General features: G+C 43.8%; 21 protein-coding genes. 15 read left to right on the forward strand and 6 right to left on the reverse strand.

Annotated elements, in window-relative coordinates; genetic code table 11:
• Positions 1–19: 19 nt before the first annotated feature.
• Positions 20–349, reverse strand: coding sequence for a DUF2500 domain-containing protein (locus OCV44_RS00510; RefSeq protein WP_139685696.1), 330 nt, complete (start codon positions 347–349; stop codon positions 20–22).
• Between the two features lie 244 nt (positions 350–593).
• Here OCV44_RS00510 and OCV44_RS00515 point away from each other — a divergent pair, with 244 nt between their 5' ends.
• From OCV44_RS00515 to OCV44_RS00530, 4 genes are all read left to right on the forward strand, one after another.
• A complete protein-coding gene (locus OCV44_RS00515; RefSeq protein WP_009848229.1) occupies positions 594–968 on the forward strand; it encodes a hypothetical protein in 375 nt (124 codons plus the stop codon).
• A 927-nt stretch (positions 969–1,895) separates the two neighbouring features.
• Positions 1,896–2,516 (forward strand): lysoplasmalogenase, encoded by a 621-nt coding sequence (locus OCV44_RS00520; protein ID WP_139685695.1) that lies wholly within the window; start codon positions 1,896–1,898, stop codon positions 2,514–2,516.
• A gap of 90 nt (positions 2,517–2,606) precedes the next feature.
• Positions 2,607–2,843, forward strand: coding sequence for a YecH family metal-binding protein (locus OCV44_RS00525; protein ID WP_017079825.1), 237 nt, complete (start codon positions 2,607–2,609; stop codon positions 2,841–2,843).
• 209 nt (positions 2,844–3,052) lie between these two features.
• Entirely contained in the window at positions 3,053–3,637 is a 585-nt protein-coding gene (locus OCV44_RS00530; RefSeq protein WP_139685694.1) for a YhgN family NAAT transporter, read from the forward strand.
• Positions 3,638–3,753: 116 nt separating this feature from the next.
• Here OCV44_RS00530 and OCV44_RS00535 read toward each other — a convergent pair whose 3' ends face one another.
• Entirely contained in the window at positions 3,754–4,020 is a 267-nt protein-coding gene (locus OCV44_RS00535; RefSeq protein WP_009848233.1) for a DUF1145 domain-containing protein, read from the reverse strand.
• 10 nt (positions 4,021–4,030) lie between these two features.
• Positions 4,031–4,633 carry a 16S rRNA (guanine(966)-N(2))-methyltransferase RsmD gene (gene rsmD / locus OCV44_RS00540; RefSeq protein WP_004736589.1) on the reverse strand — a complete coding sequence of 201 codons (603 nt, stop codon included), beginning with the start codon at positions 4,631–4,633 and terminating at the stop codon, positions 4,031–4,033.
• Between the two features lie 230 nt (positions 4,634–4,863).
• Between rsmD and ftsY the strand changes: the two genes are divergently transcribed.
• The 6 genes from ftsY (at position 4,864) to glpG (ending at position 10,519) form a co-directional block, all read left to right on the forward strand.
• Positions 4,864–6,135: a signal recognition particle-docking protein FtsY gene (gene ftsY / locus OCV44_RS00545; protein ID WP_139685693.1), complete on the forward strand. Its 1,272-nt coding sequence runs from the start codon at positions 4,864–4,866 to the stop codon at positions 6,133–6,135.
• Between the two features lie 77 nt (positions 6,136–6,212).
• On the forward strand, positions 6,213–6,890 hold the full coding sequence (ftsE, locus tag OCV44_RS00550) for a cell division ATP-binding protein FtsE (protein WP_009848236.1): 678 nt from the start codon (positions 6,213–6,215) through the stop codon (positions 6,888–6,890).
• Positions 6,877–7,845 (forward strand): permease-like cell division protein FtsX, encoded by a 969-nt coding sequence (ftsX, locus tag OCV44_RS00555; RefSeq protein WP_139685692.1) that lies wholly within the window; start codon positions 6,877–6,879, stop codon positions 7,843–7,845. Before ftsE ends, ftsX begins: the two co-directional genes overlap by 14 nt.
• A gap of 177 nt (positions 7,846–8,022) precedes the next feature.
• The gene (gene rpoH, locus OCV44_RS00560; RefSeq protein ID WP_010438716.1) at positions 8,023–8,880 is read left to right on the forward strand and encodes an RNA polymerase sigma factor RpoH; all 858 of its coding nucleotides are present in this window, start codon (positions 8,023–8,025) and stop codon (positions 8,878–8,880) included.
• A gap of 419 nt (positions 8,881–9,299) precedes the next feature.
• Positions 9,300–9,620 (forward strand): thiosulfate sulfurtransferase GlpE, encoded by a 321-nt coding sequence (gene glpE / locus OCV44_RS00565; protein WP_017084865.1) that lies wholly within the window; start codon positions 9,300–9,302, stop codon positions 9,618–9,620.
• Between the two features lie 56 nt (positions 9,621–9,676).
• A complete protein-coding gene (gene glpG / locus OCV44_RS00570) occupies positions 9,677–10,519 on the forward strand; it encodes a rhomboid family intramembrane serine protease GlpG (protein ID WP_139685691.1) in 843 nt (280 codons plus the stop codon).
• An 87-nt stretch (positions 10,520–10,606) separates the two neighbouring features.
• On the opposite strand, the gene OCV44_RS00575 is transcribed toward glpG, so the two are convergent.
• Positions 10,607–11,014, reverse strand: coding sequence for a flagellar basal body-associated protein FliL (locus OCV44_RS00575; protein WP_009848242.1), 408 nt, complete (start codon positions 11,012–11,014; stop codon positions 10,607–10,609).
• A 162-nt stretch (positions 11,015–11,176) separates the two neighbouring features.
• Between OCV44_RS00575 and OCV44_RS00580 the strand changes: the two genes are divergently transcribed.
• On the forward strand, positions 11,177–11,719 hold the full coding sequence (locus OCV44_RS00580) for a chorismate lyase (RefSeq protein WP_170213746.1): 543 nt from the start codon (positions 11,177–11,179) through the stop codon (positions 11,717–11,719).
• A complete protein-coding gene (gene ubiA, locus OCV44_RS00585; RefSeq protein WP_139685689.1) occupies positions 11,720–12,574 on the forward strand; it encodes a 4-hydroxybenzoate octaprenyltransferase in 855 nt (284 codons plus the stop codon).
• A gap of 73 nt (positions 12,575–12,647) precedes the next feature.
• Here the strand turns inward: ubiA and OCV44_RS00590 are convergent, their stop codons facing one another.
• Positions 12,648–14,024 carry an IS4 family transposase gene (locus tag OCV44_RS00590; RefSeq protein ID WP_261900921.1) on the reverse strand — a complete coding sequence of 459 codons (1,377 nt, stop codon included), beginning with the start codon at positions 14,022–14,024 and terminating at the stop codon, positions 12,648–12,650.
• Positions 14,025–14,190: 166 nt separating this feature from the next.
• Entirely contained in the window at positions 14,191–16,614 is a 2,424-nt protein-coding gene (plsB, locus tag OCV44_RS00595) for a glycerol-3-phosphate 1-O-acyltransferase PlsB (protein WP_009848247.1), read from the reverse strand.
• A gap of 219 nt (positions 16,615–16,833) precedes the next feature.
• On the opposite strand from plsB, the gene OCV44_RS00600 reads away from it, so the two are divergent.
• The 3 genes from OCV44_RS00600 (at position 16,834) to OCV44_RS00610 (ending at position 18,887) form a co-directional block, all read left to right on the forward strand.
• On the forward strand, positions 16,834–17,196 hold the full coding sequence (locus OCV44_RS00600) for a diacylglycerol kinase (RefSeq protein ID WP_139686114.1): 363 nt from the start codon (positions 16,834–16,836) through the stop codon (positions 17,194–17,196).
• A gap of 94 nt (positions 17,197–17,290) precedes the next feature.
• Positions 17,291–17,911 (forward strand): transcriptional repressor LexA, encoded by a 621-nt coding sequence (gene lexA, locus OCV44_RS00605; protein WP_009848249.1) that lies wholly within the window; start codon positions 17,291–17,293, stop codon positions 17,909–17,911.
• 97 nt (positions 17,912–18,008) lie between these two features.
• Entirely contained in the window at positions 18,009–18,887 is an 879-nt protein-coding gene (locus OCV44_RS00610) for a class I SAM-dependent methyltransferase (protein WP_139686115.1), read from the forward strand.
• The last annotated feature ends 33 nt before the right edge of the window (positions 18,888–18,920 follow it).

The raw sequence follows: 18,920 nt of genomic DNA on the forward strand, positions 1-18,920 counted from the left end.
CAGTTGAAGTACCTAATGTTTAGCGCTTCAATGCAAAGTGTAAGAACTTATCGCCTTGGTAGGTTAAGGTACCTTTGTCGCCAGGGTTCAGGGCGTGGAAGTAGTGGATTCCGACTTGGAACTCTCGTTTTGGACCAACCACACCACGTTGAACGTAAATCCAATACTCTTGATCCTCTTGGCCTGGTTCTGCATCAGGAAGGTCGATGGATTGTTTATCCAACACAGTGACGTTCACTTTCTTTTCTGGCGCATTTTCACCTTGTGAGTGCTTTCGATAGAAACCAAGAAATACCCAAGCCGCTAGACCGGCGAGTGCAAAGATGGCAAGAAAGAGTGAATTAGGCATGTAACCTCCATGTAGTCGTGATGGTTATTCTAATCTTTCAAGCAATAGGGATATGTGTTTCAAGCCGTTATTCGTGAACTGTTGTAAGCCAAGCTGATTATTTTTCGGCAGACATCACATTTAGAGGCCAGTTTGGGATAAAGCATTGTTATTTATTGTCTCTTTCTCTCGTAAATAACAGTGATTTTGTATAAGAATAGGGAAATGCTCGACTAGAATTATAGTGTGGAGTGGGAGGGCTAATATGACCGATATTGAAAAAGTGGTGACAAGAACTCGTAATATAGAGAAATTATTGAGGCTTCAATATCATGCCGAAGGCGAAGGATTGCATGAGCTTGTGTCAAGCTGTGAAGAAAGGCTACCGCACGATACGGTGAGTAAGCTGCGTTATATCGCAACGTGTCGTAATAAGGTAGTTAATGAGCATGAGGCTAAGTTGGAAGACCAGCATAAGTTCATCATGATGTGTAACGACTGTGAGAAGGAGTTGACTCCACGTAGTGGTCGTTTTATTTGGCGAGTTGCAATCTTACTGATGATGGCAATGACTTTAGCTGCTGCTGGTTTCTATTATGCGAACTGGGATGTGTTAACACTGCATCTGTTTTCGAAATGAAAAAATTGAACAAAAAAAGGGACGCTAATGGCGTCCCTTTTTTTATCTGTAACTTGCTTAGTACATCATCGGTAGTGTCATTAGACCTACAACTACCGCGATCATTACAAGTCCTTGTCTTTGCGAAGATGAAATCATAACACTACTCCTAAATTTGGTTGTCTCTCGCTATGTTTTAAAGAATAGCACTACTTATGGCTTTAGATCAAGAATTACTTTCGAAACCTTTAAAAGTGATAGAAAACTATTGGGTTTTATATCAATTTCGCTATGTTTACTGTGTGTTTTGGTGTGTTCTTATTTTGTTCGCTATGATTTTTTTTTGTTCTTATTTGATTTAAGTTGTTGTTTTGTAATTGGTGTTTTGTGTAATTTATATTGTTAAAGGTTGTTAAACTGTATTAATAGGGCTTGGTGGTGTCTGGGTTTGTTTTCTTGGGTTTTGTGGGTTTTAGGTTTGATTATTGTGATGGTTTTTTGACAGGAAGCTTGGCGAAACCTGACAAAGTGGGTTTTAGAAAAGTAATTTACGTACTTTGTAAGTCTAGGTTTGTGTAGTGTTGGAAATTTCCGGATAAGTCTATTTTTCGATTTTAAATCATTGTTTTTAATAATTTTTTTATACTTATTTTAAACTTTTAGTTGTGTGGTATTTACATAATATGACGACATATTGTGGATCTGACAAGCTAGAAGTGGTTGTAATTGAAGTTTGAGTTCTCTAGCGTCAATTTATATGAGTTTTCCGATTAATGAGTCTATTTTTAAAAGAATAATCACTATCGCTGCGGGAATTATGACGACTTCAATTTAAAGACGCTCTTTTTAGTGGAAGCGTAATCAAGATCCAATTTTGAAGGGCTGAGGCTTTACATCAACACCCGTGTGCCTAGACTGGCGACGATTAAAAGCAATAGGGCAAATGGTATGTGGAGTTGGTTGGCGGTTTCCTTGTCTGGTATTGGAGTAATAACAGGAACGAAACATGGGTATATCGGTCAGGCTTTATTGTATAAGGTCTTTACCTTTGTATTATTGGCGACTATTGCTCTAACTCAATCTGTTGTCGTTGATTTTACTTATTGGGTAGTGGCTGGGTTAGCGATCTCCGCGATCGCAGATGTGCTTCATACTGTTACTCAAAAACGTCTTCTGCATTTTGTTTGTTTCCTGTTGGCTCAACTTTGTTACAGCAAAGCATTTTGGTTACAGCTATCGGGGGAAATGGTCTGGTGGTTGTTCGCGCTGCTGTTAGCTGCATGTATCGTTGCTTTCTTCCTATTACTCCCTCGTTTAGACAAACTCGTTTTTCCAGTGGTTATAATGGGTATTGTGCTCATTCAGCTTGCTTGGGCTTCTGGTGAAGTCTGGTTACTTGAGCCTCAGCTATCACATGCTGTTGGTTTTGTTGGTTGCTGCGTGCTGCTGCTTTCCGCATTGGCGTACGCCCTAAATTTCTATCGCAGCCCAATTAAGGGCGCTTACTTTTGGATAACGGGCAGTTATTTTCTTGCACATGCTCTCATTGTTGCTTCCCTCACCATTTAGGGTAGAGCTCGCTTAATTCTGAGCTACATCAAGGCAGACTTGTTGAAAGTCGGTACTCTACGCTTAATTCATTAAACATGAGATTGAGTTATGACCACTGAAATCCACGCACACAACGTTTTAAACCTACTGAGTGAAAAGCCGCTGACTCGTGAAGAGTTGACGCAAGAGCTTGCTCAAACCTATGGCGCTGAAGCTCGCTTTCATACGTGTAAGCTGAACGGTTTGGATTTGGATGGCCTACTGAAGTTTTTCCTGAAGATGGAAAAGGTCGTGGTTGTCGATGATAAGCTTTGCACCAATCGCGAACGTGTGTGTAATCACTAATTACCAATGATTTGGTTTTTAGAGCCTTTTGGCTTTTATAGATAAGAAGAGTGGATACGATGTTTCGGCTTCACTCCTTAAATTCTCTTTTCTACTTGCTCTCGTTAAATTCCCTTCTAAATAGCATAAGTTAACTCGTTTATTACTGTGTTCGAAAATCAATCTTGAGGCTGCTATACTCCGCGCACTTACGCTTTTGAGACAAACTTATGGAAATCTTATCTGCAGCGACCATGCTTTTTCTTATTATGGATCCGCTTGGCAATCTACCAATCGTGCTTTCTATCCTTAAGCATATTGATCCGAAACGTCGCCGTATTGTTCTTGTTCGTGAACTGATGTTTGCGCTGATTATCCTGCTGTTGTTCTTGTTTGCTGGCCAAAGCATTATGAACTTCCTGCACGTGCAGCCTGAAACTTTGAGTATCTCTGGCGGTATTATTCTGTTCATCATCGCGATTAAGATGATTTTCCCAAGTGCAGGCAGTATTACTGGCCTAGCGGCGGGTGAAGAGCCGTTTATCGTGCCGATGGCGATTCCGATGATTGCAGGCCCGTCGGTGATTGCTGCACTGATTTTGCTGTCGACACAGCACCCTGACAATATGTTAGAGCTTTCAGCCGCGGTGATGCTGGCTTGGGGCGCTACTTTCTTTATTCTGATGTTTAATGGTTTCTTCCTGAGAGTGCTGGGTGAGAGAGGCCTTAAAGCCATCGAACGCTTGATGGGCTTATTACTGGTTATGCTGTCGACTCAAATGTTCTTAAATGGTGTTAAGGGTTATATGGGTTAACATCAGTATCATCGCTGAATAAAAAACGCCGCTCAAATGAGCGGCGTTTTGGTATCTACTGTTTCTGTCATGATGTTTTCTGTAGCTAAGCGTTTTATATCTGAGCTTAAGCTCGATTACATCATGTGTTTGCGTCGGATATCGAGGAGGGCAAAGACTCCGAAAATCAGTATTGACCACTTCTCCCAACGTGACATTTCGATCTTATCGCCAAAAGCACCGATGAAAATTAGCATCTGTAGGCCGTGCATGAAGAACAAGAACGCTGTCATGATATAAAGCGCAATCGCAGCATTACCCGGGAATGGGTAGAAAATATTGGCGATTAAGATAAACCAAACAAAGGCGATGGCTGCTTTTGCTAGTGGAAGTAAGAACTTCATTCAATAACTCCTATTCTTCAGTGGTTCGATTAAACAGTCGGTAGCTAGACTGGCCAGTGGTCTTATCGCGATGCAATTCCCAGTTCTCTGGCATAGCCTCAAGCTGCAGTTCCTTTTCGGTCTCTACGTAAATGATGGCGTTATCTGCCAACCAGCCATTGCTCTCAAGCAGTTGTACAGTTTCTGCAAGTAAGCCTTTACGAAATGGTGGATCAAGGAAAACCATATCGTAAGGAGTACCAGGCTTCTTAAGGAAAGAGATAGCATCAGTATTCACGACATTGATGTTGTCTGCCTTGAGCTCTTTCGCGTTATCAGAAAGCTGTTTAGCCGCCTTTTGGTTCATTTCGAGCAGTGTCACCATTTTTGCTTGGCGAGAAGCGGCTTCAAAACCTAGACCGCCAGAACCGGCAAATACATCCAAGCAAGTTGAATGTGGGATATCTTGAGCCACCCAGTTAAAGAGGGTCTCTTTTACTCGGTCAATGGTTGGGCGTAATCCTTCTAAATCATGAACAGGCAGTTTTCTACCTCTCCATGAGCCACTAATAATTCGAACAAAGCCTCCGGATGGCTTTTTTTGTGATGTGTTTTGCTGGCGACGTCTTACCATAGATTTTTTGACCGCTAATAAAGTGATACTATACCGAGCCCAATTTAAGTGGGTTCGAATATTTAATAAATTTGCAATGACAAAGTGTATCAAGCTAAAAGCAAACTTATCACTGCTTTGTCATTTTTCTTTACTATTCGTTTGTACAAGCTTGTATTGTATAACAATAGCAAAGAGTCGACGTGTATTAAGTCAATACAGCTAATTAGTAGATCTAGGAAACTCCTCTGATGACGGAAAAAAAGAAGCGCGGATTATTATCGTGGCTTGGTTTTGGTGAAGAAGAACAAAGCCCAAAAACTCAGAATGAAGCGAACGTAGAAAACGTTGAAGATCAAACTGAAGTTGAATCACAAGTCGAGGTTGAAGCTGAAGTAGCTAAGCCAACTGAAATTCAATCAGTTGAATCTGAGCTTGCTGAATCAGATCAAGCGCTTGAAGAGACTCAAGAAGAGCAGCAGCCTGTCCTAGCAGAAGCAGAAGCAGAAGCAGAAGCAGAAGCAGAAGCAGAAGCAGAAGCAGAGCAGGAAGAAGTGATTGCTCCTCAAGCTAAGATTGAAGAAGTTCAAGAGAAGCCGACAGAAAGCTTCTTTGCACGACTTAAGCGTAGCCTAAGCCGTACTAAAGCAAACATTGGTGCTGGCTTCTTTGGTTTGTTCAAAGGCAAGCAAATCGATGAAGACCTGTTTGAAGAACTAGAAGAGCAACTTCTGATCGCCGACGTGGGTATGAATACCACCGTTAAGATCATTGAAAACCTAACAGAAAAAGCATCCCGTAATGACCTAAAAGACGGTGAAGCGCTTTATGGTCTGCTCAAAGAAGAGATGTCAGAAATCTTGAGCCAAGTGGAACAGCCACTGGTTGTTGATACCACTAAAACACCTTACGTTATTTTAATGGTGGGTGTGAATGGCGTGGGTAAGACAACCACTATCGGTAAGCTGGCGAAACAATTCCAAAGTGAAGGCAAGAAAGTGATGCTGGCGGCGGGTGATACCTTCCGTGCGGCAGCGGTTGAACAACTTCAGGTTTGGGGGCAGCGTAATGATGTTCCGGTTATCGCTCAGCACACTGGTGCCGATAGCGCGTCTGTTATCTACGATGCGATTGAAGCGGCGAAAGCGCGTGGTGTTGATGTTGTGATTGCAGATACTGCAGGCCGTTTGCAGAACAAGAGCAACTTGATGGAAGAGCTACGCAAGATTGTTCGTGTAATGAAGAAGATCGATGATTCTGCACCGCACGAAATCATGTTAACGCTAGATGCAGGTACCGGTCAGAATGCGATTAGCCAAGCGAAGTTGTTTAGTGACGTGGCACCAGTAACGGGTATTACGCTAACTAAGCTAGATGGTACAGCGAAAGGTGGCGTAATTTTCTCAATTGCTGACCAGTTCCAGATTCCAATCCGCTATATTGGCGTGGGCGAAGGCATTGACGACCTGCGTCCATTTGAGTCGAAAGACTTTATTGAAGCACTATTTAGCCGTGAAGAGTAACGCGCGTAGCAAAGTGGTTTATCTTTAACCTGCTACCGTTTTAAATTTGATATGAGTGATCGTAAGAGGAATTTTCGGTGATCAAATTTCAGCAAGTGAGCAAAGCCTACCGAGGCGGACGACAAGCGCTCCAAAAAGTGGACTTTCATCTAAAACGAGGAGAGATGGCATTTTTAGGCGGGCACTCTGGTGCTGGTAAAAGTACCTTGCTGAAGTTGATCTGCGCGATAGAGCGTCCAACTGACGGACGTGTTTGGTTTAACGATCACGATATTACTCGTATCCCAGCCAAAGACATTCCCTTTTTACGTCGTAACATCGGAATTGTCTTTCAAGATCACCGCCTACTGATGGATCGCTCGATCTTCGATAACGTCGCTCTGCCTATGCGTATTGAATCTATTTCTGAAAACGAAATTAAACGTCGAGTCAGCGCCGCGTTGGACAAAACTGGTTTATTAGACAAAGCCCGTTGTTTGCCAAGCCAGCTCTCTGGAGGTGAACAACAACGGGTCGGTATTGCTCGCGCTGTAGTTAACCGCCCAACTCTGCTTTTAGCGGATGAACCAACTGGTAACCTAGATCCTGAACTATCGAGTCGTGTATTACGCTTGTTTGAAGAGTTCAACCGTGCGGGTGTCACGATCATGCTAGCGACGCACGATATCGGGTTAGTGAACACTCGCCCTCAGTATCGTCATCTGGAATTAAACCAAGGCTTTTTGAGTGAGGTTGAAGATTATGGCCGCGAATAAGCGCATCAAGAAACCTCAATCCAATCGAGCAGCAAACCGGGCTTCAAGCGACGGTTTTTTTGTTGTTCATTGGAAACAAGCCAAGTCATCGTTCTCGCAAATGTGGCAGCGTCCATTAGGTAACTTGCTGACGCTTGCGGTGATTTCAATGGCGTTGGCGATGCCCGCTTGTTTGTACCTACTGGGCAAGAACGTTGGTGAAGTGGCGCAAGACGTCACCAGCCCGTCACAAATTAGTGCTTATGTAGAGGATGGTATCCCTGAGCCGAGAGTCATGGTGCTCAAGGATGAAATCGAAAGTTGGGACCAAGTCGAGCTAGTGGAGTACATTTCTCCACAGCAAGGTCTTGAGGACCTCAGCCAGTATTCTGGTTTTGAGGACGCCCTAACTATCCTCGATGATTATTCATTGCCAGGTGTGTTGGTGATTACGCCAAGCGTACACAGCGACACGTTAATTAAAGAACTGGCAGGCAAGGTTAAGAAACAAGAGTTAGTCACTGATGTTCGTTTAGATGAAGACTGGTTAGCTCGACTGGATGCTATCAAAGCACTTGCGGCTGTCATCGTGATTACCTTAACTGTGTTGATGTTGGGCGCCGTATTTCTGATTATCGGCAACACACTACGATTTAATGTGTTGGCGCATAAAGAAGAGATTCAAACCATGAAGCTGATTGGTGCTACCGACAGCTACATTCTTCGACCATACCTGTATGCTGGAATGTGGTTTGGTGTATTAGGTTCGATTAGCGCGTGGGTAATGACGGCATTGATTACCGTATTACTGAACAGCGCAGTGGATGACTTGGCTCAGTTGTACGATAGCCACTTCCGCTTAATTGGCCTGAGTTGGGATGAATCTTTATTGCTTTTGATCGTCGGAACCTTGCTTGGTAGCGTGGCTGCGAAGCTTTCTGCACAGCGTCACCTAAAAGAAATTGAACCTGTTTAGGTGAATAGAGTCATAATTAGACGAAAAATAGGCACTTCTTAACCAGTTTTAGCCTTGTATAGACGAATTGATTATGCATAATTACTTCCCCCTCCTTGAAACCTGTTCATTTTAGGTTCAAGATTGTTGGGTTTTAATAGATGTATTACTCCAGATCAGAGATTGATGAGGAACCGAATGGCAAACCAAGCGTATCAAATGGCTTTAGTCACACAAGATAGTTTAGATAGCTATATCCGATCAGCGAACAGCTACCCAATGCTGACACCTGAAGAGGAACGTGGACTTGCAGAGCGATTACATTACAAAGGTGAGATCGATGCTGCGAAAGGCTTGATCCTTTCACACCTACGATTCGTGGTGCACGTTGCAAGAGGCTACTCTGGCTACGGGCTGCCAATGGCTGATCTTGTCCAAGAAGGTAACATCGGCTTGATGAAGGCTGTTAAGCGCTTCAATCCAGAAGTTGGTGTCCGTCTAGTCTCTTTTGCTGTTCACTGGATCAAAGCTGAGATTCATGAATACGTATTGCGTAACTGGCGTATCGTTAAGATCGCAACGACTAAAGCGCAGCGTAAATTGTTCTTTAACCTTCGTAAGTCTAAAAAGCGTTTAGGTTGGTTCAATAACGGTGAAGTTGAGACGGTTGCGCGTGAACTGGGTGTTGAGCCTTCAGAAGTTCGAGAAATGGAATCTCGTTTGGCGGCACAGGACGCGACGTTTGAAGCGCCTATGGACGACGACGACGGTGGTTCTGCTTACACTGCACCAGTTTATTACCTTGAAGACAAGGCATCAGACGTTGCTGAGACGGTTGAAGCGGCTAACTGGGAATCACATACTAATAATCGCTTAGGTCTCGCATTGAAGAGCTTAGACGAACGCAGCCAACACATTGTTCGCTCACGTTGGTTAGACGACAACAAAGCAACACTGCAAGACTTAGCGGATACCTACAGCATTTCTGCAGAGCGTGTTCGCCAGTTAGAAAAGAATGCGATGAAGAAATTGAAGCAAGCCGTTGGTGACTTCTAAAGGCAGATAAGCCAGAAGCGATAAAATAAGCTGAATTTGAAAAGGCCGAGATCGAGAGATCTCGGCCTTTTTGTTTTTGATCGATTTCTCAACTTTTGCGTTCGAAATTTGCAAAACGATTTTGTGGATAACTCTGTGAGGAATTTATTCGTCAGCTGTCTAAAAGCAGGGTGTAGTAAGGCTTTGGCGGGGTTTTTCGCGTGGGGATATGTTTCAGTTAACCCACAGTTAGATCAGGATCATTACTACATGTTGTGGATCTATTTTTAAAAAGGCACTTTATTCACGCAATTCACAGATTTATCCACAAATGGTGTAAAAGTGATCGCTGGTGGATAACCTTATTAAGTGGATGTGATTGTTAGCCTTGGGATAGGTTACAATGGCAGCAAAGTAAATCAGTATAAAAAGAGAAAGTCATGGACCAGTTTAAACATATCGACGTTAAAGGCGCTCAAGCCCTTATTGAACAAAGTGAAGCTCGACTTGTCGATATACGAGATCCGCAATCTTTTGCGGTTGCCCATTCAAAAACCGCCTACCACCTGACGAACGATACAATGGTGTCGTTTATGGATGAGGTAGAGTTCGAACAGCCTATCTTAGTGATGTGTTACCACGGCATTAGTAGCCAAGGCGCGGCACAATATTTAGTGAACCAAGGCTTTGAAGAGGTATATAGTGTTGATGGCGGTTTCGAAGCTTGGCATCGTGCTGAACTTCCGGTGATCGCGGGTTAATAGCTTTATCACTTAAGCGCTTCAAGCATCTCCCATAGCATGAATAGGAAGTAACAATGATTAGACTGATGGTGTTAGACAACCCACGTCTTGCTCAAGCATTTATTGATTATATGGCCTCCCGTCAGATCCCTATTCAGATGTCTCCAGAGGGAGAAGGGCGTTTTGCTTTGTGGCTTCTTGATGGTCAATTTCAGGTTGAAACCGAAGCTGAGCTGAATCGTTTTTTGGCTGAACCCAATCATAAACGCTATCAAGCGGCCTCTTGGGACATGGCAGAGACCAGAAAGAGCAACTTTCATTATCACACCCCGAGCTTCATGGGCATGATAAAAGCCAAAGCGGGCCCCGTGACACTGAGCCTAATGTTGGTGTGTGTGGTAATTTTTGCGCTGCAACAGATTGGTTTTGGCCAAGCTATTTTCAATGCCCTGCATTTCCCTGCGGTGGATGGACAGCAATGGCAGTTGTGGCGTTGGTTGAGCCATGCCGTTCTGCATTTCTCTGTTATGCACATCGCATTCAATATTTTGTGGTGGTGGCAGCTAGGTGGGGACATTGAGAAGAAACTAGGCAGCCTCAAGCTACTTCAGATCTTTGCTGTCTCTTCTGCGCTTTCAGGTGCTGGGCAGTATTGGGTTGAAGGGGCGAACTTCGGTGGCTTGTCTGGTGTTGTGTATGCTTTGGTTGGTTACTTATGGGTTGTCGGTGCGAAGGCACCACAACTTGGTTTAGGTATCCCAAGACAGATTGTCGGCTTTATGTTGGTGTGGTTAGTGCTTGGGTACATGCAGCCATTTATGGCGATCGCCAATACAGCGCATTTAGCTGGCCTAGCCGCTGGTGTCATTCTTGGCTTTATCGATGCGATGAAAGCACCGAGCTCGGCAAGAAGCTAACTCATTTTTTCTAGTGAGTAGCCAAACGATAGAGACAAAAAAGCGGCCAGATGAGCCGCTTTTTTATTGGGAATCGTTTTTACATCATTACTGATAAAGGTATTTGGTAAACAATAAGTCAGCAATGAGGGTTTTACCTGTTTCAGGAAGTAAAATCTTATTGAGGTGCTCAACTAAGGACTTTCTCAAATCTTCACGACCGGATAGAGACTTAATTGTTTCTTCATTTTGTTTGCCGAGTAATTCAATCACCGCATCACGAATCAATGGCTGATGATGCTCAATGGCTTCTAAGTCATTACTATTTGCGACCATTATGTCGAGACGGACCTGAATATAGCCCAGTTTTTTACCTTTAGTGTAAAAATTGGTGGTGAGATCGGGCTCTAGCGTGAAGTAGGCTAGTTTGGGTGTCGATTCTTCTTCAGCGAAACTTGATGCTGAAAATAGTAGATTAATCGCAATAAATAGTTGGGCTACATAACGTTTGTGCATATTTGAGACTTTTCTTTAGTTTATTCGCGATATTCGAAACGCATTAGTCTTGTTACAATGAGCGGTCTAAATCTAAATACGTTTACAATTCGAAGGACGCTTTAATTTTATTCGAAAATTGAAGCTTTATTGTACGTGTAAAGTCACCTATTGAATACTAGTATGAATCAGTCAATATCATTGTATCTAAATTCGTTAATGAATGTAGATTGGCAAAGCACAGAAAAATTTAGTTTTCCTAATGAAACCACCAAAGAGTGGCTTATGGAACAAGGATCGCTTTCCCGTAAGTTGGGCAAGTGCTGCAAGCACCTGTCTGTTGAGTTGCTTCATAATCAAGTTGTGGAACGATCAATTCTGCAGAAGGACGAAGAACGCCTTTTATCATCACATGATTGCTTACTACGTAAAGTGATTTTAAAGGGTGATGATGAGCCGTGGGTGTTAGGTCGAACCTTAATACCTCGAATTACCCTAGAAGACCATCAGCACTCTGACCTTTCTCAACAAGGGGATGTCCCGCTTGGATTAACGGTTTTCAGTGCTGAGAATGTAGAGCGAGATGCGCTGCAAGTCGGTTGGGTTATCGCTGGCGATGAGCGATTACTCGCGCGTCGTTCTCGATTATGGATGAATCATAAACCGATGCTTGTGGCCGAACTTTTTTTACCAACATCCCCCATTTACTCTAAGGAGAGTGTGTAAATGCTTGCCACCAAAGCGAAGGCGTACTGGCAATTGACGCGAATGAATCGCCCGATTGGTACTCTGTTACTCCTTTGGCCGACCTTGTGGTCGCTGATTATTGCTGCGAAAGGCATGCCTGATTTTGATGTCTTGGTTGTTTTCATACTCGGTGTGGTGTTAATGCGATCGGCTGGCTGTGTGATTAATGACTTTGCTGACCGTAAAGTTGATGGTCATGTCAAACGCACCAAGCAACGTCCATTACCTTCAGGCTTGGTTTCCAGCAAGGAAGCCATTGTGCTCTTTCTAGTGTTAGCTGTGGTTTCTTTCTTGTTGGTACTCACCATGAACCCGCTGACCATTAAGCTCTCTTTTATTGGCGTTGGTCTAGCGTTCATTTATCCTTTCATGAAGCGTTTTACACACCTTCCACAGTTGTTTCTCGGATTGGCTTTCAGTTGGGCAATACCAATGGCTTGGGCGGCGCAAACCAATGAACTGCCAAGCATTGTGTGGTTTATCTTCGTGATTAATGCGTTGTGGACGATAGCCTACGACACGCAATATGCGATGGTTGACCGAGACGATGACCTGAAGATTGGTATCAAGTCGACGGCTATTCTATTTGGTCGTTTTGATAAGCTTATTGTGGGCGCGCTGCAGTTAGTTACACTGGCGATGCTGATTGCATTGGGAATGCACTACCAACTCGGTGATACGTTCTACTGGGCATTGTTAGTTTCGGGAAGCTTGTTCGTGTATCAACAGCATCTGATGCGTCACCGCGATCGAGACCTTTGCTTCCAAGCCTTTTTGAACAATAACTATGTTGGAATGGCGGTGACTGTAGGCTTGTTCATTACCTTCTGGTAAGCATCAGCTTTACAAGTAAACGAACGCTAAAGAAAAAGGCACCCATTGGGCTGTCTCTTGATCACAAGTCTGGTTAATCAAGAGACTTAGCGAGTTCATACCCTTCAAGGATGGTTTGTAACCTAAACCATCCTTGCCATAACGTCTTTATAGAAGCGCGACCTGTTCGCTTGGTATTCTTCCAACCACCTAACCGAGCAATACCGTTGTAAGCCCATGATATATTAGGCGCTTCTTTCGGTAGTTTTTTACTCTCCAACTTGAGCCACATTAACTTCCACGCTTTGCCTTTTAATACCTGCTCACAACTGGTCTTAGATAACTCGTCTGATTCATTCATAAACCTCAACTGGAGTAACCGAGTCGCGATAAAAGCCAAAACGACGCTGAGCCTTTCTAAGTTATCCTTACTTTGCATTCTCAGTTGCTCAACTTCAGTCCCTTCACTTTTCCAGACTTTATGAAAATCTTCTATTAGCCAGCGCCGCTCATAATAACTGACGATTTTGAGTGCCTCTTCCTTGCTCGTTATCGGCTCTGAAGTCAGTAAGTGCCATGCGAGCTTATTATCACTCTCTCCTTGTTCTATACATCCCACGTAGTAAAGCGGAATGTTATCGAACTCTTTCTTGTTAGCAGGAGACTTGAGTGTCACGGGGGCATATTTGATATCTAAATGAGCCTTGCGAGCTTTACGACCGCCTTTTTGCGGTATTTCGAGCACTTTCTCTCCGGCTGATAACAGGGTAGAGGCATAGCTATAAAGACGATTATCATGCTCTTCAATACAGCGGCTTTGCATTGAGCGAACGAGGAATCTCTGTTGTTGCTCTCGCTTGTAAGTGAGGTATTCAAATAGGTCTGCTTCTCTATCACACACAGAAATGACATCCGAAATTTTATCGCCAAGTCGCTCAGCGACATGGCGAGAGGCTTGTTCCCACTTATAACTTTCTTTCTCTTTGTATGGTCGAGTCGCATGCTGGTGCCTTTGACCTCGCTTTTCTATATCACGAGTCCAGCGCTGTTGTTCAATTAAACCAATAACAGATTGAGTATCGGGAGCAAAAAGTAAGGTTGAGTGTACGAACATGGCGCGATGTCGATTGCCTTGATTGGAATGCCCGAGTTCATCTCGAATGCTACGATGGGAGTAACTGAGAGAAGTGGTGTCTTCTAAGGCAAGAAGTGTTTGTTGCTCTAATGCTTCTTGTGCGGTGACATAAAAACCCGCTTCTGCGATATCTTCTGCTTTGATTTGCTCATTACGGATGAAGCGATAAGCCCCTTCCATTTCAGCAGGGGAGATAATGAGTTTCGAGACGGGTACACCAGGTTGCTCGGCCAGTGAGGCTGCGAGAGCAACGAGTCTTTGAGTGCGTCTAGGGTCATTAAGGTGGGCTTGACCGAACTGTTTTTGTGCCCAAAGGGTAGGCTCTATATAGGTCATGATAATCATCCTTGTCATTGCTTAGATGATCAGATCATGAAACCTAAAAATAGTTCAAAAAAAATCCCTAAGCGTGGCTTAGGGATTTGTGTATAAGAGACAGCCCATTGGGTGCCTTTTTTGATCGTATTCAGTCTAGTGATTAAAGTGAATGCTAACCAAGAGATTATTCTGCTTGGTGGATACTCTCTTGAATCGTCAAACGTACTTCAGGGTAAAGCATTGAGTAGAGAAGTTTAGCGAATTGCTGAGTCTTTTCTAAATCACAGTTACCATCGTTATCCAGATATTGCTGCTGTTTCAGAGTTGCGAACATCGACGCAAACACGCCTTTATCGAAGAACTCCGGTGCGTTGATACCTTGTAGGCGACCCAGTCGCTGTGCGATGTCTTGGCTCTTCTGCTCAAGGTCTGACTTATCTAGATCAGGATTCTCTGCCAATAGGTTCAGAGCAATTGAGTAGCGCTGGAGCGTTTCTGAAATCGTACGGCCTAGTAGCATCAGTGCTTGGCTGTTTGACTGGTTGATCGTTACTTGGTTGTTCGACACAACAAGCATACCTTGACCGACTAGCTCATCAATGATGTTCGCAACCACGCTTTCAAGCTGATCTTCGTCGTAGCTTAAAAATAACTCTTTCTTTAAGAATGGGTAGATAGCTGCAACATTTTCTTGAATAGCGTCGATTGATAAACCGTGCTGACGAATGGTCATCTGAGCGATCAATGATGGCAATGCAAACAAGTGAATGATGTTATTACGATAGTAGGTCATCAGAATCGATTGGTGACGATCAAGCGAAATGATGTCGCCCATAGTGTCTGATTCAATTAAGAACTTGTTCAATGACTCTGCGTGTTTTACTAAGTCTTCAGCGCTGTCTTTAGGCACTGTGAATGTACCTGAATAAGGCACATTCTTAAGTAAAGACAGGTAGCAGTTGATCTGAGAAACCAAAGAGTCACGAGACAATGCGCGCTGTCGAGAAGCCAATAGCGCCGTTGCACAAAGAGTCAGGGCATTGGTCGCTGCCGCATCGTTAATGTGCGTCATCATTTTGGTTGCCAAGTCATTAACCACCGGGTTCATCCATTGTGGTTTGCTGGTTCCCATTGGGTCGATATCTTTAGTCCACTCAGGAGCATGTTCGTTCAGATATTGGTTAAGCTGAATTGGCTCACCGAAGTTCACGTAGCCTTTACCAAAGTTACGCAGCTTACGAATCGTACGAATCACTAGGCTCGCGTTTTCTTTCTCTTTACGCTTACCACGAAGTTCTTTCGCGTAGGTCGCGACTTCCATTACGTGCTCATAGCCGATGTATACAGGAACCAAAGTCACCGGACGGTTCATGCCGCGCAGCATGGCTTGGATTGTCATCGCTAGCATGCCGGTTTTCGCCTGCAATAGACGACCTGTACGAGAGCGACCACCTTCACTGAAGTATTCTACCGAGTAACCCTTAGCGAATAATTCCGCTAGGTATTCGCGAAAAATAGTCGAGTACAACTTGTTGCCTTTGAAGCTACGACGAATAAAGAACGCACCGCCGTGACGGAAAATAGGACCGGCAGGGAAGAAGTTCAGGTTGATACCTGCTGCGATGTGCGGAGGCACCATGCCTTCATGATAAAGCACATAAGAAAGTAGTAAGTAATCCATGTGACTACGATGACAAGGTACATAAACGATCTCGTGACCATCTTGAGCCAGCTTACGAACGGTTGAAGCGTTGCTAATATGCAGGCCTTGGTACAACTTATTCCACAACCAACCAAGAATCTTCTCACCGCGTTTAATCAGCGAGTAAGAGAAGTTAGCTGCGATCTCATCCATGATGTCTTGAGCTTCTTTGCTCGCTTTCTCTATGGAAATATTTTTTGATTCAGCTTCATCTTCTATCGCCTTTTTGATTGCTTCTGACTTTAGCAGGCGGTCGAACAGAGCTTGGCGGCTTGGTAGATTTGGGCCCGATGCTGCAAGCTTTTGACGAGAGAAGTGAATGCGTGCCACGCGCGCCAGTTTATGCGCGATGGTGCTGTCGGTGCCGTGTGAGTTAGCCATGTATCGTAGAGATACCACTGGGCTAAAGCGAACCAGACAGTCACGACCTGCTAGCAATACAGCTTTCGATTTCTCTAAGCCGTTCATTGCTTGTAGGTAAGGCTTCTGGTTATTCTCTTTACCAGGCTTTCGACCCCACAATACGGTGGCAGGGATAACTTGAACGTCGAGCTCAGAGTCTTCTGCATGCAGTGACAGCAGTTCAGAGAAGACTTCAATTGATGAGCTTGGTACATAATCATCGTCTTGCAGTAGAGTTTTGCGAGAAGAGATAAAAACGTAGCGTTGCAGTGATTTGCCATTGATTTCAAGTTTGCTCAACGGATCAGGTAACCCTAGTTCAAGTGCATGTTTTTGCAATGTAAGAATGTCTACACTTGAGCGAAACGGTAAGGCGTATACAATCGGTTTGCTCAAATCAATGTTCAAATCCTCTACAGGGTTTGAAGGGATTGATGTGCTCTTTACCAATAGGGATAAAGGTAGCTTCATTAATGAACGTGAAAAAGATTGTCCAGAAGACATATAGGTTCACTGCCTCAATAGTTATTTCAATGTGCTCAAGCGTATCTCTATTTCTATAATGAAAGGATAAATCCTATGAGTGAAATAGGGATAAGCCTAGGCGTAAATTTAATCGATGCAAGAATACCAGAAACTGGTCTAACCTTTTAATGGAAATAGTCATATTGCCGTTAAGTTTGTGGAAAATCATTCATCGACTGATTGAGTATAGGGTTAAAAATGACCAAAAAATCAAACACCGGATTCAAACGTATCATCAAAGCGGCGGGCTTTTCATGGCAAGGTATCACGAGCTCGTTTAAAAACGAGGCTGCATTTCGACAAGAAGTCTTCATGGCCGCAGTGCTTATTCCGTTGGCGTTCTACTTAGATGTAAACCAAGTTGAGCGAATCTTGATGATTTCAGCAGTCGTGTTGGTGATGGTTGTCGAGTTGATCAATACCGCGATTGAAGCGGTCGTTGACCGAATAGGTAGCGAACATCATGAGCTTTCTGGGATGGCGAAAGATGTTGGCTCAGCTGCCGTTTTTATCTGTTTAGTATTAGCTGGTTACGTGTGGTTAGAGATCTTATTTTTGTAATTCGCTAAAAATGAACTAAAAACAACCAATTGCTTTGCTTTTGTTCAGTTACTGGATATACTCACAGTCAACTGTATAAAAAGACAGGTGAATCATGAAGCCGTTAACGCCCCGCCAGCAACAAGTTTTTGACCTTATCAAAAGTAAGATCGAAGATTGCGGTATGCCACCGACTCGTGCAGAAATCGCACGTGAACTTGGCTTCCGCTCTGCAAATGCAGCAGAAGAACATTTGAAAGCTCTTGCTCGTAAAGAAGCGATTGAGATTATCCCGGGTGCGTCTCGCGGTATTCGTATTTTGCTAGAAGATGCAGCGAACGAAGAGCAAGGTTTACCCTTGATTGGTCAAGTTGCCGCTGGCGAGCCTATTTTGGCTCAAGAGCATGTAGAAATGCATTACCAAGTTGACCCAGGTATGTTTAAGCCACAAGCTGACTTCTTACTTCGCGTAAATGGCGAAAGTATGAAAGACATCGGTATTATGGATGGCGATTTACTGGCCGTGCATAAAACACAAGACGTGCGTGATGGACAAGTTGTCGTGGCTCGTGTCGATGATGATGTAACGGTAAAACGCCTAGAACGTAAAGGTTCAACGGTACTGTTACACGCTGAAAATGAAGAGTTTTCTCCTATCCATGTCGATCTAGAATCTCAACACTTGTCTATTGAAGGACTTGCGGTTGGTATTATTCGTAACACCGACTGGATGTAGTCAGTGCAAACAGCTTGTTGATATTTACTCTCAATAACTTGTTATTGTAATTGATATTCATTATCATCTTCTTTGTCGAGATACAAGGAAGATGATGATGCCAAATCCAACCAAACCTCAAATGAAGCCGCTTATTCCTAAGCCGCGATCTTCTGTTCAAAAGGCTTCTTCTGATCAAGGGTCGGCACATCAAGAATTCCAAGTCCCGACCAATCTTGTTCAACACCTTTGGTTTCGCAGTCGAGAAAGCTTAGCCGATGATGGTCTCGTTTATGACCCTATCGCAGCGCAAGCTTGCAAGCGTTGCCAACTCGCACCTGAATGTCTGACTGGCGAACTCGATCAGCAACAACTTCTCTACGCAACACTGACTCAACTTTGTGACGCTCAAGTTCAACAATTTCTATCTCACAACCCAGATGCTTGGATTATCAATGTTGGGGCAGGCCTCGATACCCGTTTCTACCGTTTAGATAACGGCCGTTGTCACTGGGTTGAATTGGATGTAACCGAGAATCTAGTTTGGAGACAACGCCTGTTCCACAAGAATGAACGCTACCGTTTAGAGTGTGGTTCGGTGGATGACCTGACTTGGTTGGATGAACTTAATATTCCAGAACAAGCTTCGGTGATGGTGGTGTGTGAACATGCTCTACTGGATTGCAATGAACAGCAGACGGCGAACTTTATTCAGTCTTTGAGCCGTTATTTTACCCACGCACATGCGTGTTTAGTGTTAGCTGGAGATAAAAGCTCTAGTGCTCTGGGGCAAAAGCTCGGTTCTGGAAAATACGCACATGGCTTATCTTCTCCGATAGACAGCGTCCTCAATTGGTTGCCATGGGCACAATGGGTAAAAGCGTTTTCTCCACTTGACCAGCAGTGTAATCGTTGGAAGTTGTGGCAACGACTCCTTTGTAAGATCTCTCAGGTAAAAAAGCGTTTAACGCCGCAATTAGTACTCGTTAAATGGTAATTCTAGAGACTCTGTATTTCGAATAGCTGAGTA

The sequence above is a fragment of the Vibrio tasmaniensis genome (genome assembly GCF_024347635.1).
Classification (GTDB): Bacteria; Pseudomonadota; Gammaproteobacteria; order Enterobacterales; family Vibrionaceae; genus Vibrio; species Vibrio tasmaniensis.